A 22,345-nucleotide genomic window follows, 5' to 3' on the forward strand; every position below is an offset into this window, starting at 1 on the left:
CCGCCACCGCGCTGTCAGACCGCCGGCGCCAGGTGCGCTCGCGCACGCATCGAGACAATTGTATGGCGCGTCGCGCCATGCCTCGCTTATGATGGGACAACTCAACCCTTATCATTCCGCTACCGCCCATGCCTACCCTCACGCTGCACCAGAAAGTGTTCCTGCTCCTCCTGAGCATCGTCACCATCGGCTTCGGCTGGATACTGGCGCCGTATGCGGGCGCCATCTTCTGGGGCGTCATCCTGGCGATCCTGTTCGCGCCCGTGTACCGCTGGCTGCTGCTGAAAACCAAGGGGCGCGCCGGCCTGGCGTCGCTGCTGACCTTGCTGCTGATCATCGTCATCGTGATCCTGCCGCTGTCGCTCATTTCCGTATCGCTCGTGAACCAGGCGGCCAGCGTCGTGGAAATGGTACGCTCGGGCGAATTCACGGTCGCCATGTTCTTCAATAAAATCATGGCCGTGCTGCCGCAATGGCTGATCAATTTACTCGACCGCTTCAACCTGACCAGCCTGGCCAGCATGCAGGACAAGCTGGCCGAGGGCGCCACGCAGGTGAGCCAGGTGGTGGCGGTGAAAGCCATCAACGTGGGCCTGTACACTTTCGAATTCCTCACCAGCCTGTGCATCATGCTGTACCTGCTGTTTTTCCTCATGCGCGATGGCTCGACCCTGTCGGCCCGCATCAAGGGCGCAGTGCCGCTGAGCCGCAAGTACAAGCAGCGCCTGTTCACCAATTTCACCACGGTGATCCGCGCCACGGTGAAGGGCAACATCCTCGTGGCGATCGCCCAGGGCGCCCTCGGCGGCCTGGCGTTCTGGTTCCTCGACGTGCCGGCGCCCCTGCTGTGGGCCGTGCTGATGGCCTTCCTGTCGCTGCTGCCGGCCGTCGGCGCCGCCCTCGTCTGGGCACCCGTGGCCGTCTACTTCCTGGCCACGGGCGCCATCTGGCAAGGCGCAGGCCTGGCCGCCTTCGGCGTCTTCGTCATCGGCCTGGTCGACAATGTGCTGCGCCCCATCCTGGTGGGCAAGGACACCAAGATGCCCGACTACGTGGTGCTGCTGTCGACCGTGGGCGGCATGGCCCTGTTTGGCCTGAACGGCTTCGTCATCGGCCCCGTGGTCGCGGCCCTGTTCATCGCCTCGTGGGACCTGTTCGTCTCGGCCAGCGAGTTCCAGGCCGAGGATTGAGGCGCCGTCCCATCCTGCAAAAATAAGCCCTTCAAAACCCGGCGCTGCCGACGGCGCCCCTTGCGCATCCCGAAACAGGCTGGAACAGCCGGGCGGCAGAGTGCCCGCCGGCGCCGGCCAGCCTCGGCGACTCTTCACATGAGACCGCATTTCATAGCAACTATCATGTTGCAATAGTATACATTTAACAACAAATACAGAAATATAGTTTTTGACGCAGCAAGAGCCGCGGCGTAGTGTCGGTCGTCCCGACAACCACGTAATGAGGAGCCTCCCATGGCAAATCCACTGTGCTTACTGATGCCGGTACTACCCGGCACCAATCCGATCTCCATCGCCGCCGCGTTGCAGGAATATCAGACGAAGATCAATGCCGCACTCACCGATATCGGTACCGTGCACTTTGCCCGCTTCACCCTGTTTGACCGCTCCCAAGCCAATCTGCTGCCCGACATCAGCAAGACGGGCACTTCCGACACCCTGATCATCGGCGTGATCACCGAGTATGACGGCAGTTTCAATGGCTACATCGAGGATTTCGTGGCGCAGTTGGGCGAGGTATTCGACGCGCTGCTGCAGTTTGTCGTGGGCGGCAAGGCGCTCATGCCCGTTGCCAACCATGTGGCCGCATTCGAAGCCTTCATCACCGCCAACGACGCCGCGCAGCACGTGCCTAACACGGGCCTGTATAGCGCCTATCCGCAGACCGTCCAGCAAATCCTCGCTTCCGTCTGAGCCTGAACTGAACGCCACGCCGGGGCTGCGCAAGCGGCCCCGCCACCCCAGCCCCCCGGAGAGACAGCATGGCCGATCCCACCATCGATTACGACGACGTGCAAGGCACGATCCTGCGCGGCTACCGCGTCAACCTGGCGCGCCATTTCATCTTCAGCATCACGGATGCGGCGCAGGCGCGGCGCACCATCGCGGCCCTGCTCGACGGCAGCGACGGGCTGCCGACCATTACCACCGCGCGCCATATCCATCCCAAGCCGCCCTGCTTTCTGAATATCAGTTTTACCGCTCCCGGCCTGTCCGCGCTGGGGATAACCGCAGCCGACCTGGCCACCTTCGACCAGGCATTTCAACGGGGTGCGGCCGATCCGGCCAGCGTCGCCGCCGTGGGCGACGTGGGCGACAGCGCCCCCGAACACTGGCTCGCCAACCTGGGACCGGCCACCAAAGCCGGCCAGGTGCATGCGATGCTGAGCCTGTGGGTCAGCGAATCGGAGGAAGTGCTGCAGGCAACGTCGGCCAAGCTGCGTGGCGCCTTTGCCGCCGGCTGGCGTGAACTGTATGCGCACGATGGCGTGGCACTGCCAGGCAACCGCGTGCATTTCGGCTACCGCGACAATATCGCCCAGCCGGACGTCGACGGCGCCCCGCCGCGCAAGCACGAGCGCGAATACGACCCGGACCCGCTCAACAGCGTCAAGACGGGCGAATTCCTGCTCGGCTATCCGAATGAAAACGGCGGCACCTATCAGGTGCAGCCGCCGCAACTGTCCACCAATGGCAGCTATGCCGCCTTCCGCATCTTGGAGCAGGACGTGCCCCTGTTCGACAGTATTCTGAGCCAGGGCGCGGCCAGCTCCGGACTCAGTACCGAGATGGTGGCCGCCAAGATGTGCGGACGCTGGCGCAACGGCAATCCGCTCGTGCTCGCGCCGGACGAGCCGGGGCCCGTGCTGCCGGACGCCAGCCTGAACCACTTTCACTATGTCGATGCGCAGCCGGGAAAGGACGACACGCTGGGCCTGAAATGCCCGGTCGGCGCGCATATCCGGCGCAACAATCCGCGCGATGAAGGCGTCGTGGGCACCTCGGCCCGCCACCACCGCATCGTGCGGCGCGCCATGCCCTACGGCAGCGAATACGATCCGGTGACGCCCATCGCAGAGCAGCGGGGACTGGTCGGCTATTTCATCAACGCCAACCTGCGCAATCAGTTCGAATTCCTGATGCAGCAATGGAACGATGACGCTACCTTCGTCAAATCGGCCGTCGGCCCGGCCGGCCCCGAGGCGGGCAATGCCACGCTCAACATCAGCGGCCAGGACGTATTCCTGGGCATCAACGACCCGAGCGCCAGTTCCTTCACCTTGCCGGGCGTGGGCGCCAAGGGCAGCGGCAATAAGAAACTGCAGCATTTCTCGCGCAGCGTCATCACGCGTGGCGGCGTGTATTGCTTCTTCCCCAGCATCACGGGATTGCGCTACTTGGCAAGCCTGAGTTAGGCGGCGGGCGCGCCGCAGCGCGATTGACCCCGTTCAGGCAAACACGGGGCGGAAGAAACTGCGCTCGTAGCTGACGATGCAGCGCGTCTCTTCGGCATAGCGGAAGGCGGCCTGGCATTCGGCGTCCTGCATCGAGTCGCTGCGGTACTGCTCGTACAGGGCCAGGCTGGGAAACGAGAACATGGCCAGGGCCACGTTGCTGGCGCCTTCGGATGGCAAAAAATAGCCGTGGTGCTGGCCGCCGAAGCGTTCGACGAGCGGCATCCACAACTTGCCGTAGGCTTCGAATTCCCGCAATTTGTACGGGTCGATGATGTAACGCAGGTAGCAGGTGATCATGGGGTTTCCTTGTGAACGTTCAGATCCATCAGCATGCCAGATTCCCAGGAACCGATGGCGGCCAATGGCGAGCCAGGCAAAAAGTCCAGCGCGCAGGGATAGCTGAAATCTTCCTGCGCCAGGACGCCAAGGCTGGGCCAGGCGTAGAACAGCAGCTTGCCCTTGCCGATGCGTCCCAGCCCGCTGCCGTCGAGAAGCCAGCGCAAGGCGTCGCCCGTGCCGCCGCCTCCTTCAACCGGCGCGGTGGCCAGACAGCGGCCATCGTCCATCGCATGCACGGATAAGAATTCCTCGCCGCCCGCGTAATGCAGCACGGCCAGGCGCTCGCCATCGGGCGATGGCGCGCACGACGCCAGCTTGGGCAGCGACAGCACCACACGGCCGCCTCCCGCCTGCAGGGGCCAGTCCCACACGCTGCAGTAGTCGGGCGGCTGCACCTGCCCCTCGTCCACCGATTTGACGCCGTGCAGGACCAGCAAACGCCGCCCGCCATCGAGGGCGTAGATTGCGCGCAGCATCTCGCCCGGGTGCTCCTGCGTGAACAACACTTCGCCCGTCTGCGCGTCGCGCACGCGCAGACGGCCATCCCAGCCGCCGTCGGCCAGATAGCGGCCGCACGGCGACCACGCGGGGCCGCAGCCTTCGCCATCCTTTTTATTCTGGAAATTCAGCAGCAGCTGACCCGCCTCGTTATCCACCACGGCCATCTGGCCCGTCGTGCTCTTGATGGCCAGCCGGCTGCCGTCGGGCGAGAACGCCATGCTGGAACAATGGGCGATGAATTTGCCGCGCCACAGTTTCTGGCGCGCCGCCACGTCCCACAGCACCAGGTCGCGCCCCAGCACGGCCAGGCGCGCGCCATCGGGCGAAAACCGCACGCCGTAGGCGCAGCCCAGCTTCAAAGGCTTGCGCGTTACTGTCATGGGCGCGCCAGGCGGTACACGACGCTATCGATATCGTAATGGCGTTCCATGCCCACGTACTGCATGCCCAGGCGCGTCATGACCTTGATCGAGGCCGCGTTATCGGGATGGGCCACGGCCACCACTTCGGGCGCGCCGACGACGTCGAACGCATGCGCGACGATGGCGGCGGCCGCTTCGCTGGCATAGCCCTGGCCCCAGCCCGTGCGTGCCAGGCGCCAGCCGATTTCATGCGGCTTGTTTTTATCGCCATCGAGATGCTGCAGGCAGGCCATGCCCACCATCTCGCCATCATCGAGGCGTATCAGCGCCCACCACGAATAGCCCCACTCGGCCCAGCGTCCCACCAGCCGCGTGACGGCCGCGCGCGTGTCCTCTTCCGCTTCGGGCTGGCCCGCGTTCAGATAGGTCATCACCTCGGGATCGGTGTTGAGCGTGCGCATGCGCTCATAGTGGTTTTCCGTGATCGGTTCCAGGCGCAGGCGCGCCGTCGTCAATATGGTCATGGCATTTCCTTGGACGAAAAAAAAGACGATACACGATCGTCTTTTTTTTGCAAGTGCGCACGCAATTACTTGCCTGCTTCGCCCTTCTTGATCCACGCCGCCAGCTGGTGCGGACGCAGGCCATCGTAGTCTTCGAATGGCTGATGGATCCACGGATTGTGCGGCAGTTCGTCGAGGAAGTAGTCGGGACGCACGACGGAGCAGCCCTTCAGCCAGATCACGGCCGATTTGACTTCGGTCACGTCAGGGAAGTTTTCCTTCAGGTGACGCGTGACCTTGTCCAAGGTGACGCCCGAATCGGCCAGGTCGTCGACCAGCAGGATACGGCCGGCCAGCGGGCCCTTGGTCATGGTCATGTACTTGGCGATATCGAGGTCGCCGCGCACCGTGCCCGCGTCTTCGCGGTAGGAGCTGGTCGACAGGATGGCCAACGGCAAGTCAAAAATGCGCGAGAAGACGTCGCCGGGACGCACGCCTCCGCGCGCCAGGCACAATACCTGGTCGAATTTCCAGCCCGATTCGTAGACCTTGAGCGCCAGGCGCTCGATCAGGCGGTGGTATTCTTCCCAGTTGACCCAGAGGTGTTGATCGTTCGATTGTGGGGTAGTCATGATAGTGGAATCTTATTATTAGCGTGATTAAAAAAATCCGCCTTGCGGCGGATTGTGTCCAGCAGCTTATTCGAATGGGTGACGCAGCACGATCGTTTCTTCACGATCCGGACCGGTCGAAACCATGTCCACCGGCACGCCGACCAGTTCTTCGATGCGCTTGATGTAAGCGCGCGCCGTTGCAGGCAAGGCCGCCAGCGATTTCGCGCCGACCGTGCTTTCCGTCCAGCCTGGCATCTCTTCGTACACCGGCACGCAACGGGCGGCTTCTTCAGCGCCCGACGGGAAGATGTCCGTGGCCACGCCGTCGATGGTGTAGCCGGTGCACAGTTTCAGCGTTTCGATACCGTCCAGCACGTCCAGCTTGGTCAGGCACATGCCCGTCACGCCGTTGATCTGTACGGAGCGGCGCAGCAAGGCGGCGTCGAACCAGCCGCAGCGGCGGGCACGGCCCGTCACGGTGCCGAATTCATGGCCGACCTGCGCCAGGTGGTGGCCGACGCCCGCATCCGTTGGCAGTTCCGAAGGGAACGGGCCGGAGCCGACGCGCGTCGTGTAGGCCTTGGTGATGCCCATGATGTAGTGCAGCATGCCAGGACCCACGCCCGAACCGGCGGCGGCATTACCGGCCACGCAGTTCGACGAGGTGACGAACGGGTAGGTGCCGTGGTCGACGTCGAGCAGGGAACCCTGCGCGCCTTCGAACAGCAGGTTCGCGCCGGCCTTGTGCGCCTTGTACAGCGCGCTCGACACGTCGGTGACCATCGGACGCAGACGCGGCACATAGGCCAGCGCGTCGTCGAGGGTCTTCTGATAGTCGACCTTCGGCGCCTTCAGGTAGTTTTCCAGCACGAAGTTGTGGTAATCGAGGTTTTCGGCCAGCTTTTCGGCAAAGCGCTTCTCGTTCAGCAGGTCGGCGATACGGATCGCGCGGCGCGCCACTTTGTCTTCGTAGGCCGGGCCAATGCCCTTGCCCGTGGTGCCGATCTTCGCATCGCCACGCTTGGCTTCACGCGCCAGGTCGATCGCGGTGTGGTAAGGCAGGATCACGGGCGCCGCGTCCGACACTTTCAGGCGCGAAGCGACTTCGACGCCGACAGCTTCGAGCTTGTCGATTTCGCGCAGCACGTCAGGCACGGAAACGACCACGCCATTACCGATGTAGCAGGCCACGCCTGGACGCATGATGCCCGACGGGATCAGCTGCAGCGCGGTTTTGACGCCGCCGATGACCAGCGTGTGGCCTGCATTGTGGCCGCCCTGGAAGCGCACCACACCTTGGGCGTGATCGGTCAACCAATCGACGATCTTGCCTTTACCTTCATCGCCCCATTGGGTGCCGATGACAACGACGTTCTTTGCCATAATTTTCTTTGACATCACTTAACCTAAGTTTTTAAGAATCCAGCTACTACCATTATCGGCAAGTACCAGCACGCGATCGCACTCGAACTCGTCTTGTTCATTACTGTGACCCGGCATACTCTGGATCACGACCTCGCCCGCCTTGCGCAACTCGGCGATTTTTTCCTTCAATTCTGGCGCGCTGCCCCATGGGGCGCGGATCGAATGCTTCCGTTCCGCCGTTGGCAGCAGGCGCGCCAGTTCGCGCAAATCGAGCGAGAAGCCGGTCGCGGGACGTGCCCGGCCGAACGCTTCGCCGACGTGGTCATAACGGCCGCCGCGCGCAACCGCGTTCGGCAAGCCTGGTACATACAGCGCAAACATCGCGCCACTTTCATATTGGTAGCCGCGCAGGTCGGCCAGGTCGATCGCCACTTCGGCGCGGCCCAGTGCCGATCCTGCCAGCGCGGCCAGTTCGGCCAGCGCCTTCAGCACGCCCGGCAGCGGCGGCAGCACTTCGCGCGCACGCGCCAGCACGTCGATGTCGCCATACAGGTTCGGCAAGGCCAAGAGCGCATCGCGCGTGACGGCATCGTAGGATGCGGTCAGGGCGCGCAGGCCCGGCGCATCTTTCGCGCGCAGCAGGGTGTACAGCGCAGCTTCGTCACGCACGGCGGCGGCGTCTTGCGCAATGATAGCGCGCAACAGGCCGACGTGCGACAAATCCAGGCGGACGCTATCGAAACCGGCCAGTGCCAGCGAAGCGAGCGCCAGTTCCTGGATCTCGGCATCCGCTTCCAGGCCGGCGTGGCCATAGATTTCGGCGCCGATCTGCAGCGGTTCGCGGGTGGCGTGCAAACCCGACGGACGGGTATGCAGCACGCTGCCGGCGTAGCACAGGCGGGTCACGGTGGCACGGTTCAGCAGGTGGGCGTCGATGCGCGCCACTTGCGTCGTCATGTCGGCGCGCAGGCCGAGCATGCGGCCAGACAGCTGGTCGACCAGTTTGAACGTGCGCAGGTCGGTATCCTTGCCAGCGCCGGTCATCAGCGATTCCAGATACTCGAGCAGCGGCGGCATCACCAGTTCATATCCGTACAGACGGAAATTATCCAGCATGAGGCGGCGCAGCTCTTCGATCTTGCGCGCTTCCGACGGCAGAACATCGGCAATATTTTCGGGCAAAAGCCAATTCGGCATGAGGGAGCGAGATACGGAAGAAAGTTGAAAAATGCATCATGCGAGGCAGCGGCGGGCGCGCCAGGCAAGAGGCCGAACCTGATATTTTACGCGAAAACACGGGCCTTTAGGGATAAGTTGTCCGAAACGCTGCCGCGCAGCCCTAAAAACACCGCATTTTACGCCTTCCCGCAACAACCTGACGGACACAAAAAAACGGGGCCGGCAATGACGCCGGCCCCGCTCATGCTGCACCCGGTCTTGCGGCCGGGAGCAGTGTCGATGCTGTTTTACTTCTTGGATGGAGCGGCCGTGCCGTTACCCTTGAAGTACTTGAAGAATTCCGAACTCGGATCCACCACCATCACGTCGCCCTTGTCCTTGAAGGTGGCGCGGTAGGCTTCCAGGCTACGATAGAACTTGTAGAACTCCGGATTCCGGCCAAACGCTTCCGCATACACCTGCGACGCCTTGGCGTCGCCCTCGCCGCGGATCTTCTCGGCTTCGCGGTACGCTTCGGCCAGGATCACCGTGCGCTGCTTGTCGGCATCGGCGCGGATTTTCTCGGAGTCGGCCGAACCGGTCGAACGCAGCTCGTTGGCCACGCGCACGCGCTCGGACTTCATGCGTTCGTACACGGAGTTGTTGATCTGCTCGACGTAATCGACGCGCTTCAGGCGCACATCGACGATGCCCACGCCGATGGCCTCGGCCTCGGCCGCCACCTTGGCCTTGATCGCCTGCATCACCTTGCCACGCTCGCCCGAGATCACTTCGCGCACCGTGCGCTTGGTGATTTCATCATTCAGCGCGGCCTTGACGATTTGCGACATGCGGTTGCGGGCGCGGCTTTCATCACCGCCAAAGCTGCGGAAATAGGTCTTCGGATTGACGATGCGCCACTTCACATAGGCGTCGACGAGGATATTCTTCTTCTCGGCCGTGATGAAGCGCTCCGGCTCCGGCGTGTCGAGCGTCAGGATGCGCTTGTCCAGGTAGATGACGTTCTGGAACGGCGGCGGCAGCTTGAAGTACAAGCCTGGTTTGCTGATCTCGTCCTTGACTTCACCCAGGGCGAAGACGATGGCGTATTTACGCTGATCGACGACAAACACGGTCGAGGAAAGGAGCATGATCGCGATAAAGCCCGCGATCAGGGCGGCGACGATACGGTTCATTAGCGGCTCTCCCGTTCACGCGAAGAGCGGCTGTCGCGACGCGAATTGACTTCTACTGTCTGCATGGCTTCCTGTGGCATTACGGTATTGGCTGCGGGTGCGGCCGCTGTGGCGCGCGCTGCCGCGGCCGAGGCGTCCGACGCCGCCTGCTGGGCGATCAACTTGTCGAGCGGCAGATACAGCAGATTGCTGCCCGTCTTGGCGTCAACCATGACCTTGCTGGCACTGCTGAACACTTGCTGCATCGTTTCCAGGTACATGCGGTCGCGCGTGACGGCCGGCGCCTTCTGGTACTCGACCAGCACCTGCTTGAAGCGCGACGCATTACCTTCGGAGTTCTCGGTCACCATGGCCCGGTAGGCCTCGGCTTCCTGCACCAGGCGGAATGCCGCGCCGCGTGCTTTAGGAATGACGTCATTGGCGTAAGCCTGGCCTTCATTCTTCTGGCGCTCACGGTCCTGGCCTGCCTTGACGGCATCGTCGAAAGCGGCTTGCACCTGCTCCGGCGGCTGCACGGCCTGCATCGTCACGTTGTTGATCAACACGCCAGACTTGTAATCTTCAAGAATCTGCTGCATCAATTTTTGCGTGTCGAAGGCCACTTTTTCACGGCCTTCATACAGCACGAAATCCATCTTGCTGCGGCCGACCACTTCGCGGATCGCCGTCTCGGCGACCTGGCGCAAGGTATCTTCCTGGTCGCGCAGGCTGAACAGCCATTCCACCGGATCTTTCAAGGTGTATTGCACCGCGAACTGGATGTCGATGATGTTTTCATCGTCCGTCAGCATCAGCGACTCGCTGGCCTGCTTGTTGCGCAGCGACGTGCGATAGCCAACTTCCACCGTGCGCACCTGCGACACGTTGACGGTTTCATCGGTCTGGAACGGATACGGCCAGCGCCAGTTGAGACCGGCCGGCGCCGTGCGCGTGTATTGGCCAAACGTCAGCACGACGCCGCTCTGGCCCTCTTGCACGATGAAGGCGCCGCTGGCGAGCCAGATGAAGACGGCGATCACGCCGACCACGCCGGCCGTGATGCCTGCGCCCTTCATGTCGGGACGCGGACCACCGCCACCGCCGTTGTTATTGCCGCCGTTGTCGGGACGGTTCTTCTGTCCGAAAAAGGCGTTCAGGCGCTGATTGAAATCGCGCCACAACTGATCGAGGTCCGGCGGACCTTCACCGGGCTTTTTGCCTTCTTGGGCTTTCTTGCCGTCGTCCTTGCGATTGCCCCAGCGGGGATCGTTCAGGGACAACTTCAAGCCTGTTTTTTTGAGTAGGGAGACAAGCATAACTATCGTGTTCCGACTTGGGAGTGGGTGGAAATCCTATCGTCCTCGCCAGGCTCTTCGTCCTGGTCCGGGGCGGCGCCATCGTGCTGGTCGTACTGACCGTCAAACTGATCTTCCTGCGGTGCTTCATCGTTCTGATACAGGTGGGCCGAACGAGGCGCCTTCCTGGCCATCTCGACAATCGCATCGCGCAGCAGGTCGAGCCCACTGCCCTTCTGCGCACTGACGAACACGCGACTGATCGTAGCATATTCATCGCGCTCCACCGAAGGCTCCAGCCCGGCCGCATCGATCTTGTTCCACACGAGGATTTGCGGAATATGATCGGCGCCGATCTCTTTCAAGACCAGGTTGACCTGCTCGATCTGCTCCATGCGCACCGGCGACGCGGCGTCGACGACGTGCAGCAGCAAATCGGCATGAATGGTTTCTTCGAGCGTGGCGCGGAAGGCGGCCACCAATTGGTGCGGCAATTCGCGCACGAAGCCGACCGTGTCGGAGATCACCACGTTGCCCACTTCCTGCCCCAGGTAAACCCGGCGCGAGGTGGTGTCGAGCGTGGCGAACAACTGGTCGGCGACATACACGCCGGCCTTGGTCACGGCATTGAACAGGGTCGACTTGCCGGCATTGGTATAGCCGACCAGGGACACCGAGAATGTGTGATTGCGGCCGCGCGCGCGGCGCTGCGTTTCGCGCTGCTTGTGCAGCTTTTCCAGACGGGCGCGCAAGGCCTTGACGCGGTCGCCGATCAGCCGGCGGTCGGTCTCGAGCTGCGTCTCGCCGGGACCGCGCAAGCCGATACCGCCCTTTTGCCGCTCAAGGTGGGTCCAGCCGCGGATCAGGCGCGTGGCCAGATGCTGCAGCTGCGCCAGCTCGACTTGCAGCTTGCCCTCGTGGCTCTTGGCGCGCTGCGCAAAGATGTCGAGAATCAGGCTGGTACGGTCGAGCACGCGCACATTCAGGCGCTTTTCCAGATTGCGCTGCTGGGCAGGTGAAAGGGCATGATTGAAGATGACGATTTCCAGGCCATCGTTGACGACGACGTCGCCAATTTCATCGGCCTTGCCGCTGCCGACGAAATATGCGGAATCGGGACTGGAACGCTTGGCCGTGATGGTGGAAATCGGGTCTGCGCCAGCCGAACGCGACAACAGCATGAGTTCCTCCATGCTGGCGGCGAAGTCGCTGTGACCGAAGTCAACTCCGACTAGTGCCGCGCGCATGATGGCATCTGATGAGTTGCGGCGGACGCCGACGCCGATGCAAACGCATCAGCGCCGCTGGCGCGGACGGGGGCGATGGAGGGTGAAAGGCGCTGGGCCGTCAAGCTCAACGCTTTACTCCGCTTCAGATTCAATATTGAGATTGACGGCACGGGCCGGCACCACTGTCGAGATGGCATGCTTGTACACCATCTGTGTCACCGTATTGCGCAGCAATACGACATATTGATCAAACGATTCGATATGGCCCTGCAATTTAATGCCATTGACCAGGTAGATCGAGACAGGAACATGCTCTTTGCGTAATGCATTGAGGAATGGGTCTTGTAACAGTTGCCCTTTGTTGCTCATAACAGCTCCGTTGTTTATGTTGTTGTGTAAGAATTGGAGGCGACTCGCTTGATTTCAAGTGCTCTCACACCTTTCAAAGAAAGAAAGATGCGTCATAGCTACTGTAACCTGTTTTCGCGATCGCTGTCGCGCATGGCGCATTAACACTTTATTATTTTCGTGCAAACAGCCATTAAATGTCTGTCGGCGCCGCATTATCTCCGCGGCGCCTTAATATGCACTTAATTCAGCCGTTAACTATTTACTTGCTAGGCGTGCGTGCAAACGGGTTTTTACCCGTACGCAGTTCGATGCGCAGCGGCGTGCCGACCAGGGCAAACGTATCGCGGAAATGTTTTTCCAGATAGCGTTTGTACGGATCGCCAACGGCGTCGAGCGCATTGCCGTGAATAACGATCACAGGCGGGTTCATGCCGCCCTGGTGCGCATAGCGCAGCTTCGGACGGATCGAGCCCTTGCGGCGCGGTTCCTGCTTCTCCACGGCCTCGATCAGGGCGCGCGTCAGCTTCGGCGTCGACAGGTCGCACATGGCGGCCGCATACGCGGCGTTGAGCGACTTCATCAGTGGACCGATGTTGGTGCCCTTCAGCGCCGAAATGAAATGCATCTGCGCGAACGACAGGAAATCGAGCTTGCGGTCGATATCGATCTTGATCTCGTCGCGCTCGTGCGATTGCAAGCCATCCCATTTATTCACGGCCACGACCAGCGCGCGGCCCGATTCCAGGATAAAGCCGGCGATATGCGCGTCCTGCTCCGAGATATCCTGCTGCGCGTCGAGCATCAGCACGACCACGTTGGCTTCGGAAATCGACTGCAGCGTTTTCACCACCGAGAATTTCTCGATCGCTTCAAACACCTTGCCGCGGCGGCGGATACCGGCCGTGTCGATCAGGGTGTATTGCTGGCCATCGCGCTCGAACGGGATTTCGATCGAATCGCGCGTCGTGCCCGGCATGTCGAAGGCGATCACGCGCTCTTCGCCCAGCAAGGTGTTGATCAAGGTCGACTTGCCCACGTTCGGACGGCCGACGAGGGCGATCTTGATGCCGCGGTCGGTCTTTTCCAGCTCTTCAGGCTCATCCGGACGCTGCGCGAACGCCAGGTCCAGCATCACTTCGACGAGGTCGTTGACGCCGTCGCCGTGCGCCGACGAGATCGCATACGGATCGCCCATGCCCAATTCATAGAATTCGGACACGACGGCCGTGTAGCGCATGCCTTCGCTTTTGTTGACCACCAACAAGACCGGGCGACCGCTCTTGCGCAGGAAGTCGACGATGGTCTTATCATGCGGGGTCAGGCCTTGACGGCCGTCCACGATGAACACCACCACGTCGGCCTCGGCCACGGCCTGCTTGGTCTGCAGTGCCATCTGGTGCATGATGCCTTCCTTGGCGACGGGTTCGAAACCACCCGTATCGATGACGAGGAAGGGACGTTCGCCGACACGGCCTTCGCCATAGTGACGATCGCGCGTCAACCCAGGCAAATCCGCCACCAGCGCATCGCGCGAGCGGGTCAGACGATTGAATAAAGTCGATTTCCCAACATTGGGTCGACCTACTAGTGCAATTACCGGCTTCATTGTATTACTCGACCGCGAGAGCGGTCACTGTCCCTGATTGGGTTTGAAAAATCAAATTCGAACCGGCAACAACGGGAGCCGAAACAATCGGGCTACCATCGGTGCTGACACGACCTATTAATGCGCCATCTTCCCGTGACAGGAAGTGGATGTAACCTTGATAGTCGCCCACAGCCACGCTGCGGCCGTAGGAGGCCGGCGTCGACAGGCGGCGGCGCGCCAGCGCCTCATTCTTCCAAGCGCTCTGGCCGCCTTCGCGGCTGAACGCCACGACGGCGCCCTGGTCATCCGCGACAAACACGAAACGCTGGTCGACGGCCACGCCCACATCGGACGAGATCGGCTTGGTCCAGCGCGGCACGCCCGTGGCGGCGTCGAAGCAGCCCGCCTTGCCCTGGTAGGTGACGGCGCACACTTCGCCTTCGTACACCACCGGCGTGCCGGCGATGTCGGAGACGCGCTCCAGTTCGGTAGCGCCGCGCGGTTCGCTGACGACGATCTCCCAGCGTACCACACCGGTCGCTGCCGTCAGTGCCAGCAGCTTGCCGCCAGGCTGGGCCACGTAGATGTTCGCACCGCCCAGCACCATGCCCGGCGCATTGCGCAGGGTCAATGCCGGCGTGGCGCGCTGCACCGTCCACTTGCGCTCGCCCGTCTTGGCGTCGAAGCCGACGATGCGGTTGTCGACGCTGCGTACCACGACCACGCCCTGCCCCACGACGGGCGCCGTCAATACTTCACTGGATGCCTGCGCCTTCCACAGCTGCTTGCCATCGGCGTCAAACGCCAGCACGGCGCCCTTGGCGGCACCGACGGCCACGACCGTGCCATCGCTGCCGGCACTCGCGGTGATGTCGCTGCCGGCCTTGACGCGCCACGTTTCACGGCCGCTGGCCGCATCGAGGCGCGCCAGTGCGCCATCGGCGCTGACCACGTACAGGCTGTTGCCGGCCAGCGCAGGCGTAAACGCGTACACGCCGGCCTTGCCGATCGAATACTTCCAGGCGTCGCGCACGGCGATGCTCGATTTTAACTCGACCAGCTTGGCCGGTTCGACTTTCGGATCTTTCGAAGCGAACGGGTTCCACGACGAGCAACCGGCCATCAGGGCCAACAGACTTGCAGCTACCAGCTTTTCAGTGACACGCATAAGTGTTATCCAACCTTTTTCTTGTACTTGTAAGGGCAAGGCAGGCGGCGCATAACGCCGCCCGGCCACGCCATCAGTGTTCCTGTCAGGCGGCAGCCTTGTCAGCCTTGGCTTTGTCTTCCGGCACCGTACCGCCGATCGCTTCCAGTTTGACCTGGATCAGTTGACGGCCTGGATTGTTCTTGTCCGTCGCAGCCAGTGCGGCCAGGTAGGCCGTGCGGGCATCGGCCAGCTTGTTTTGCGCCACCAGGATGTCGCCCTTGCGGTCGGCCACGGCGCCGGCGAATTGCGCCACGGAAGCCGTTGCCAGCACTTTCAGCGCTTCATCGTAGGCTTTTTCATCCAGCAGGACGCCTGCCAGGCGCAGCTTGGCGATGGACTTGTACTCTTCCGTGCCATGCTCGGCCACCCATTGCAGCTGGGTCTTGGCCGTTTTCAGGTCGTTCGCGTCAAATGCCACCTTGGCCGCGGCCAGGGCGCTCATCTGCGCATACGCCGTGCCGCTGAAACGCGACTGCATGTCGCCGGCCGCGCGCATCACCTTGGCCGTGTCCTTGGCGGCGATGGCGTTTTGCAGTTCATCGTACAGCTGGCCCGCTTGCGCAGCCTGCGTGCGCTGGTAGTACTGCCAGCCAGCCCAGCCGCTGTAGCCTGCCAGCGCCACGATCAGGACCCAGGAGGTCAGATTGCCATTGCGCTGCCACCAGGCCTTGAGGGTTGCCAGTTGTTCTTGTTCTTCGTGATCGTATGCCATGGGTCGTCAGTTTTAATGAGTAGTTGATCGAGGGTAGAACGGTCTTGCTGCAAATCAGTGGTGGTGATGCACGTGGCCGCCAGGACCGTGGTCATGGCCGCAATCGTGGTCGCCGATGATCTGGTCCACCACATAATCGACGACATCGTCGAACGGCACCGTGTTCTGCTGCGCGCCCGCATCGGCTTCGCGCATGGCTTTCACCGTCGCGACGTTGTTGGCGATTTCATCATCGCCCATGATTACGGCAAACGCCGCACCGCTGGCATCGGCCTTTTTCATTTGCGTCTTGAAGCTGCCGCCACCGTTGCTCGCTGCGCAATGTAGCACAACGTCCAGGCCCGCATCGCGAATCCGCTCTGCCAGCACGAACGCTTGCAAGCCTGCCTGCTCGCCCTGGTGCACCAGGTAGACGTCGCACTGGGCTGGCTGTTCCGGCTCGGCCGCGTCCTTCATCAGCAGCACCAGGCGTTCGACGCCCATGCCGAAGCCGACTGCTGGCGTCGATTTGCCGCCAAACATTTCCACCATGCCGTCATAGCGGCCACCGGCGCAGACCGTGCCTTGCGCGCCCAGCTTGTCGCTGACCCACTCGAACACCGTGCGGTTGTAGTAATCGAGGCCGCGCACCAGGCGTGGATTGATGATGAATGGAATATTGTTGTGGTTCAGAATCTTCTGCACGCCGTGGAAATGGGCCAGCGATTCCTCGCCCAGGTACTCCAGCAGCTTCGGCGCGCCATTGACCAGGTCCTGCATGGCAGGGTTCTTGGTATCCAAAATGCGCAGCGGATTGCTGTGCAGGCGGCGCTTGGCTTCTTCGTCGAGCAGCTCGCTGTGGCCTTCCAGGTAGGCAATCAGGTCGGCGCGGTGGCGCAGGCGCTCGGCCGCGTCGCCGATCGAGTTCAATTCCAGGCGGATGCCTTCCAGGCCCAGGTCATCCCACAGGCGGCGGGTCATCATGATCAGCTCGGCGTCGATGTCCGGGCCCGTAAAGCCGATGGCTTCCGCGCCGAACTGGTGGAACTGGCGGTAGCGGCCTTTCTGTGGACGCTCGTGGCGGAACATCTGGCCCTTGTACCACAGGCGTTTCGGGCCTTCGTAGACGAGGTTATGCTCGACGACGGCGCGCACCACGCCGGCCGTGCCTTCAGGACGCAGGGTCAGGTTGTCGCCGTTCATCGAATCGGTGAACGAATACATTTCCTTTTCCACGATATCGGTCACGGCGCCGATGGCGCGCGCGAACAATTTCGTTTCTTCCACGATCGGCGTGCGGATCTGCTGGAAGCCATAGCTTTGCAGCACGGATTGCGCCGTGTTTTCAAACAATTCCCACAGCGGGGCGTCGGCTGGCAGGATATCGTTCATGCCTTTGACTGCTGTGATCTTGTCGAGCTTTTTATTTTCGGACATAGTGTTCTTCTTTGCTTTAACTTGATTGCCGGATGACGCGCGTAGCGCTAATCCGACCTACCTGACCTACGCCGTTGCCGTGGCGGCGGCGCCGTAATGGCTTTTAACATAATTGAGGACGATGTCCTGGAATTCCTCGACGATGCGTTCGCCGCGCAAGGTGACGACTTTTTCGCCGTCGACAAACACGGGCGCGGCAGGCGACTCGCCCGTACCGGGCAGGCTGATGCCGATGTTCGCATGCTTCGATTCGCCGGGGCCGTTGACGATGCAGCCCATGACGGCCACGTTCATCGCTTCCACGCCCGGATACGATTTCTTCCACTCCGGCATCTGCTCGCGCAGATACGTCTGGATGTTGTCGGCCAGCTCCTGGAAGGTGGTCGACGTCGTGCGGCCGCAACCGGGACAGGCGATGACCATGGGCGCGAACTTGCGCAAGCCCATGGTTTGCAGGATTTCCTGGCCGACAATGACTTCACGCGTACGGTCGCCGCCCGGTTCGGGCGTGAGCGAAATGCGGATGGTGTCGCCGATGCCTTCCTGCAGCAGCACGGCCAGGGCCGCCGTCGAGGCGACGATGCCCTTGCTGCCCATGCCCGCTTCCGTCAAGCCCAGGTGCAGCGGATAGTCGCAGCGCTGCGCCAGTTCGCGGTATACGGCGATCAGGTCCTGCACGCCCGAGACCTTGCACGACAGGATGATCTTGTCGCGGCCCAGGCCCAGCTCTTCGGCGCGCACGGCGTTTTCAATGGCCGACGTTACCAGCGCTTCATACATGACGGCTTGCGCCGGCCACGGTTCGGCGCGGCCCGCGTTTTCATCCATGATGCGCGCCAGCAAGGCTTGATCGAGGCTGCCCCAGTTCACGCCGATGCGCACCGGCTTGTCGTAACGGCAAGCCGCTTCGATCATTTGCGCAAATTGCGTGTCGCGCTTGGCGCCCTTGCCAACGTTGCCCGGATTGATGCGGTACTTCGACAGCGCGCGCGCGCAATCGGGGTAATCGTTGAGCAGGGTATGGCCGTTGTAATGGAAATCGCCCACCAGCGGCACGTCGATGTCCATCTTGTCGAGCTGCTCGCGGATGTAGGGCACGGCCGCAGCCGCTTCCGGACGGTCCACGGTCAGGCGCACCAGTTCCGAACCGGCACGCGCCAGTTCCTTGATCTGGATCGCCGTGCCGATGGCGTCCGCCGTATCCGTGTTCGTCATCGACTGCACCACCACGGGGGCGTCGCCGCCCACCCAGATCTGGCGCTGGCCGTGCGCGATCAGCACCTTGCGGCTGTCGCGGCGGCCGGATGGACCGGAGCCGATCGCTGTTTTCGAGGTAGCCATAATATTATCTTCTGAGTTTGCTTGAACGGTTACTGCAATTATTTGATGCTGACGCGCGAGATCGTGCCGCCGGCAACGGTCGGCAGCTCCAGCTTGGCGCCGCGCAGGGTTGCCTGCACCACACCAGGCTTGCCCACCACCAGGGTGGCCGGACCCGTGATATCGAACGTTTCCGTGCTGCCCGCCTTGACCATGCGCGAAATCAGCGGCGCGCTGCCAGGGCGGCGGATTTCCACCCAGGAATCCTGCTCCACTTTCAACACGAGCGCATTTGCGCCCACGGCAGGGGCGGCAGCAGGCGGCGTGACGGCAGCCGTCGCCGCTGTCGCCGGGGCTGGTACGGCCGCTGGCGGCACGGCGGCGGCCGGCGCCGAAGCGATGGCGGAGGCCGGTGCGCCCGTCTGCGTATCGTTGCCTGGTGGCGGCGGCACGGAAATCAGGGGCACGGACGGCGACTGCACGGGCGTCAAGTCCTGGCCCGGCTTGATCAGGGTCGTTTCCACGGGGCCCACTTCCGCATGCGATGTTTCCTTCCCGGCCTGCGAAGACAGCAGGCTGGCCGGCACGTAGCCGAGTTTATACGCGCCAAAGGCGGCCGCCACGACGACGGCCACGGCGCCGGCGATCCACAGGGGAGTCTGGTTCGACGAACGCTGCGTCATCGAGGGGAAGCGCGATTCGGAAAACGTGGCGGAAATCTCGCGCCGCACGGGCGCGGCCGGGTCTTGCGCCGGCGCCGGGTGGACTTCGATCATGGCCACCAGCGGCGCCGCGTCGAGGCGCACCACCTTGGCGTAGGCGCGCACGAAACCGCGCACCACAGCCAGGTTCGGCAAGGCCGCCATGTCGCCCTCTTCCAGCGCGATCACCTGGCGCGGCGCCAGCTTGAGCTGGTCGGCCACCTGCTCTACAGGCCAGCCCAGCGCTTCGCGCTGCGCCTTCAACTGTGCACCTGCCAACGCAAGATTGCCCTGGGGCTGCTGCTGAGGCGTTTCTGCCCACTCTGAATTCATTGGTATCCCTGTCTCACTCATCAAACGCCCCATTTTGATAAGCAGCATATTCGGGGGAGCCGGAATGGTGGTTGCGCAAATGCGCCCCCAGGCCAGCTTCCGCACCCGCATCCCCGAGCTTATGCTGCACCTTGATCCCGAGCCACAGCACATCGGCCGTCTGGCTCTCCATTGTCGCTACTTTACCGAGCCGCTCAAGGTAATGAGCCGCTTGCCGGTAGTCTTGCTGTTGGTAATACACGCGCACCAGGCCGGCATAGGTGATTGCCGCGCCAGGTGCGATGCGCTCCGCCTTGAGCCAGTAGCTGGCGGCGCGCGGGTAATCTTTCATGACCAGGCTGCACGCGGCCGCATTATGCAGCGCCAGTTCGGGCGTGCCATAGGCGGCATCTTGCAATGCGGCATCAAAATACGCCAGCGACTGCGCCTCGCGCCCGGTCTGGCACAGAAACAGGCCATAATTATTGCTCAACTCGGGATTGTGGGGCGCAAGGCGCAATGCGTAAAGAAAATCTTTTTCAGCAGCGACAGGTTGGCGCAGAGCGGCAAAAATCAGGGCGCGCATGCCGCGCACCTGCGCGTTGCCCGGCACCAGCTGGACCGCCTGCTCCGCTTCGGCCAACGCCACCACAAACTGGTCTTGCATATAATAGGCGCTGGCCAGCTGCAAGCGCAAGGCGGCGCGCTGCTCGACAGATGCGGCTTGCTCCTTGTCCGCGGTGGAAGCACAGCCGGCAAGCAGCACGCCCAGGCTGACAACAGCCGCGGCAAGTATGCCAGGATAAGCCATGCCTCCCCGCATCAGGAGCGGATCTCCACGATCTTGCCGAAATTGGCGCCAAATTTCTGTTGATACTCAGTCATCTTTTCCATGCGTTCCTGCACCCGGGTGCGGTCCTTGACTTCGCCAGCCAGCTGGCCGCAGGCCGCATCGATATCGTCGCCGCGCGTCTTGCGCACGGTGGTGATGATGCCGCCATCCATGAGCACTTGGGCAAAAGCCTTGATGCGCGGGTTTTTCGAGCGGAACAGTCCCGACTCGGGGAAGGGGTTGAACGGGATCAGGTTGAACTTGCAGTTCACGCCGAACTCGCGGTCTTGCACCAGCGCCAGCAGTTCACGCGCGTGCTCGTCGCTGTCGTTGACGCCGTCGAGCATGCAGTATTCGAAGGTAATGAAATCGCGCGGCGCGAATTCCAGGTAGCGCTTGCAGGCCGCCATCAATTCCTTCAGCGGGTATTTCTTGTTCAGTGGAATCAAACCGTCGCGCAGGGCGTCGTTCGAGGCGTGCAGCGAGACGGCCAGGGCCACCGGCACTTCCTGCGACAGCTTGTCCATCATCGGCACGACGCCCGACGTCGACAGGGTCACGCGACGGCGCGACAGGCCGTAGGCGTTGTCGTCGAGCATCAATTTCAGGGCCGTGACGGTCGGCTCAAAGTTCAGCAGGGGCTCGCCCATGCCCATCATGACCACGTTGGTGATCTGGCGCTCGCCTTTCGGGCCCGGCTCGATGCCCTTGGTGCGGCGCAATTCGAATTCCGCCATCCACAGCTGGCCGATGATTTCGCCGACACTGAGGTTGCGGTTGAAGCCTTGCTTGCCCGTCGAGCAGAAACGGCAGTTCACGGCGCAGCCGGCCTGGGTCGAGATGCACAGGGTGCCGCGGTTTTCTTCCGGAATGAACACGGTTTCCACAGCATTGCCATTGCCCACGTCGACCAGCCACTTGCGCGTGCCGTCCGTCGACGTGTGGTCGCTGATGATGGCCGGGGCGCGCACTTCGGCGCGCGTGGCCAGCTTGTCGCGCAGCGACTTGGCCAAGTCCGTCATGGCGTCGAAATCGGAAGCGCCGAACTGATGTATCCAACGTTGCAATTGTTTCGCACGAAACGGTTTCTCTCCCAACTCGGCGCAGTAGGCGATGAGTTGCGCGGGATCGAGGTCCAGCAAGTTGGTGAGGGTCGTCGTATTCATGATCTTGTCTATTCTAAAAATCCGTCCCCGCGCGCATTCGGAGCGAAAACTCCACAGCGCAGCGGGAACAGGGGGTGATAAGTTATTTCACAGATAACGCCAGGAAATAACGTTATCTAAGGCAATTAAGCCTTCAGTTCTGGGAAGAAGTAAGCGATTTCCACTTTAGCAGCTTCGACAGCGTCGGAACCGTGTACGGCGTTAGCGTCGATCGAATCGGCGAAATCGGCGCGGATCGTGCCTTTTTCTGCTTTCTTCGGATCGGTCGCGCCCATCAGGTCACGGTGGGCCAGAACGGCGTTTTCGCCTTCCAGGGCCTGGATCATGACTGGACCGGAAACCATGAAGTCGACCAGATCCTTGAAGAAGCCGCGTTCTTTGTGCGCTGCGTAGAAGCCTTCAGCTTGTTCGCGCGACAGTTGGGTCATGCGTGCTGCAACGATTTTCAGGCCAGCGTTTTCAAAACGCGAGTAGATTTGACCGATTACGTTTTTTGCAACTGCGTCTGGTTTGATGATCGACAGGGTGCGTTCGATTGCCATGTGTGAAAACTCCAATAAAAAGTAAGGTTTAAAACGGTAAATTGAGAACTCAATCAACCTTTGATTTTACCATACTCCACCCCATATCACCCAGACAGGCAGGGGGCATCTTGCCGCCCTGCCCCTGTTTAATGAAATCTTAAGCTGCTTTTTTGGCAAATTCCGCCCCCCATGCTATCCTTGGG

At 62.0% G+C, this 22,345-nt stretch carries 22 protein-coding genes; 3 read left to right on the forward strand and 19 right to left on the reverse strand.

Annotated features, from left to right (window positions below):
• Positions 1–128 precede the first annotated feature (128 nt).
• The 3 genes from VM94_RS23465 to VM94_RS23475 all read left to right on the forward strand — a co-directional run bounded on the left by VM94_RS23465 (position 129) and on the right by VM94_RS23475 (position 3,427).
• Complete coding sequence (locus VM94_RS23465; protein ID WP_046685702.1) at positions 129–1,190, forward strand: AI-2E family transporter; 1,062 nt, start codon at positions 129–131, stop codon at positions 1,188–1,190.
• A gap of 276 nt (positions 1,191–1,466) precedes the next feature.
• Entirely contained in the window at positions 1,467–1,925 is a 459-nt protein-coding gene (locus VM94_RS27460; protein ID WP_052755913.1) for a hypothetical protein, read from the forward strand.
• Positions 1,926–1,993: 68 nt separating this feature from the next.
• The gene (locus tag VM94_RS23475) at positions 1,994–3,427 is read left to right on the forward strand and encodes a Dyp-type peroxidase (protein WP_046685703.1); all 1,434 of its coding nucleotides are present in this window, start codon (positions 1,994–1,996) and stop codon (positions 3,425–3,427) included.
• 33 nt (positions 3,428–3,460) lie between these two features.
• Here the strand turns inward: VM94_RS23475 and VM94_RS23480 are convergent, their stop codons facing one another.
• The 19 genes from VM94_RS23480 to ndk form a co-directional block, all read right to left on the reverse strand.
• Positions 3,461–3,766, reverse strand: a complete 306-nt coding sequence (locus tag VM94_RS23480; RefSeq protein WP_046685704.1) for an NIPSNAP family protein — start codon at positions 3,764–3,766, stop codon at positions 3,461–3,463.
• A complete protein-coding gene (locus VM94_RS23485; protein ID WP_046685705.1) occupies positions 3,763–4,689 on the reverse strand; it encodes a WD40 repeat domain-containing protein in 927 nt (308 codons plus the stop codon). Before VM94_RS23485 ends, VM94_RS23480 begins: the two co-directional genes overlap by 4 nt.
• Complete coding sequence (locus tag VM94_RS23490; RefSeq protein WP_046685706.1) at positions 4,686–5,195, reverse strand: GNAT family N-acetyltransferase; 510 nt, start codon at positions 5,193–5,195, stop codon at positions 4,686–4,688. Before VM94_RS23490 ends, VM94_RS23485 begins: the two co-directional genes overlap by 4 nt.
• A gap of 65 nt (positions 5,196–5,260) precedes the next feature.
• Positions 5,261–5,806 (reverse strand): phosphoribosyltransferase, encoded by a 546-nt coding sequence (locus VM94_RS23495; RefSeq protein WP_034752020.1) that lies wholly within the window; start codon positions 5,804–5,806, stop codon positions 5,261–5,263.
• A gap of 66 nt (positions 5,807–5,872) precedes the next feature.
• Positions 5,873–7,186: an adenylosuccinate synthase gene (locus VM94_RS23500; RefSeq protein WP_034752021.1), complete on the reverse strand. Its 1,314-nt coding sequence runs from the start codon at positions 7,184–7,186 to the stop codon at positions 5,873–5,875.
• Between the two features lie 3 nt (positions 7,187–7,189).
• Positions 7,190–8,350 carry an ATP phosphoribosyltransferase regulatory subunit gene (locus tag VM94_RS23505; protein ID WP_035820702.1) on the reverse strand — a complete coding sequence of 387 codons (1,161 nt, stop codon included), beginning with the start codon at positions 8,348–8,350 and terminating at the stop codon, positions 7,190–7,192.
• A 269-nt stretch (positions 8,351–8,619) separates the two neighbouring features.
• Positions 8,620–9,507 carry a protease modulator HflC gene (gene hflC / locus VM94_RS23510; RefSeq protein ID WP_046685707.1) on the reverse strand — a complete coding sequence of 296 codons (888 nt, stop codon included), beginning with the start codon at positions 9,505–9,507 and terminating at the stop codon, positions 8,620–8,622.
• Positions 9,507–10,802: an FtsH protease activity modulator HflK gene (hflK, locus tag VM94_RS23515; RefSeq protein ID WP_035820706.1), complete on the reverse strand. Its 1,296-nt coding sequence runs from the start codon at positions 10,800–10,802 to the stop codon at positions 9,507–9,509. The genes hflC and hflK overlap by 1 nt, the downstream gene beginning before the upstream one ends.
• 2 nt (positions 10,803–10,804) lie before the next feature.
• Positions 10,805–12,028, reverse strand: coding sequence for a GTPase HflX (gene hflX / locus VM94_RS23520; protein WP_046685708.1), 1,224 nt, complete (start codon positions 12,026–12,028; stop codon positions 10,805–10,807).
• A gap of 114 nt (positions 12,029–12,142) precedes the next feature.
• Positions 12,143–12,379, reverse strand: a complete 237-nt coding sequence (hfq, locus tag VM94_RS23525; protein ID WP_008450615.1) for an RNA chaperone Hfq — start codon at positions 12,377–12,379, stop codon at positions 12,143–12,145.
• A 241-nt stretch (positions 12,380–12,620) separates the two neighbouring features.
• Positions 12,621–13,967 (reverse strand): ribosome biogenesis GTPase Der, encoded by a 1,347-nt coding sequence (gene der / locus VM94_RS23530; RefSeq protein ID WP_034752028.1) that lies wholly within the window; start codon positions 13,965–13,967, stop codon positions 12,621–12,623.
• A gap of 4 nt (positions 13,968–13,971) precedes the next feature.
• Entirely contained in the window at positions 13,972–15,117 is a 1,146-nt protein-coding gene (gene bamB, locus VM94_RS23535) for an outer membrane protein assembly factor BamB (protein WP_046685709.1), read from the reverse strand.
• 85 nt (positions 15,118–15,202) lie between these two features.
• The gene (locus VM94_RS23540) at positions 15,203–15,871 is read right to left on the reverse strand and encodes a YfgM family protein (RefSeq protein WP_046685710.1); all 669 of its coding nucleotides are present in this window, start codon (positions 15,869–15,871) and stop codon (positions 15,203–15,205) included.
• Between the two features lie 54 nt (positions 15,872–15,925).
• Complete coding sequence (gene hisS, locus VM94_RS23545; protein WP_046685711.1) at positions 15,926–17,287, reverse strand: histidine--tRNA ligase; 1,362 nt, start codon at positions 17,285–17,287, stop codon at positions 15,926–15,928.
• A 66-nt stretch (positions 17,288–17,353) separates the two neighbouring features.
• A complete protein-coding gene (ispG, locus tag VM94_RS23550) occupies positions 17,354–18,628 on the reverse strand; it encodes a flavodoxin-dependent (E)-4-hydroxy-3-methylbut-2-enyl-diphosphate synthase (protein WP_046685712.1) in 1,275 nt (424 codons plus the stop codon).
• Between the two features lie 38 nt (positions 18,629–18,666).
• Entirely contained in the window at positions 18,667–19,587 is a 921-nt protein-coding gene (locus VM94_RS23555) for a helix-turn-helix domain-containing protein (RefSeq protein ID WP_313902980.1), read from the reverse strand.
• Between the two features lie 67 nt (positions 19,588–19,654).
• Positions 19,655–20,443, reverse strand: a complete 789-nt coding sequence (pilW, locus tag VM94_RS23560; RefSeq protein ID WP_235433003.1) for a type IV pilus biogenesis/stability protein PilW — start codon at positions 20,441–20,443, stop codon at positions 19,655–19,657.
• The gene (gene rlmN, locus VM94_RS23565) at positions 20,443–21,618 is read right to left on the reverse strand and encodes a 23S rRNA (adenine(2503)-C(2))-methyltransferase RlmN (protein WP_034752035.1); all 1,176 of its coding nucleotides are present in this window, start codon (positions 21,616–21,618) and stop codon (positions 20,443–20,445) included. The genes pilW and rlmN overlap by 1 nt, the downstream gene beginning before the upstream one ends.
• Before the next feature lie 125 nt (positions 21,619–21,743).
• On the reverse strand, positions 21,744–22,160 hold the full coding sequence (gene ndk, locus VM94_RS23570; protein ID WP_034752036.1) for a nucleoside-diphosphate kinase: 417 nt from the start codon (positions 22,158–22,160) through the stop codon (positions 21,744–21,746).
• Positions 22,161–22,345 lie beyond the last annotated feature (185 nt).

Source organism: Janthinobacterium sp. KBS0711 (assembly GCF_000988085.1).
Lineage (GTDB): Bacteria > Pseudomonadota > Gammaproteobacteria > Burkholderiales > Burkholderiaceae_D > Janthinobacterium > Janthinobacterium lividum_E.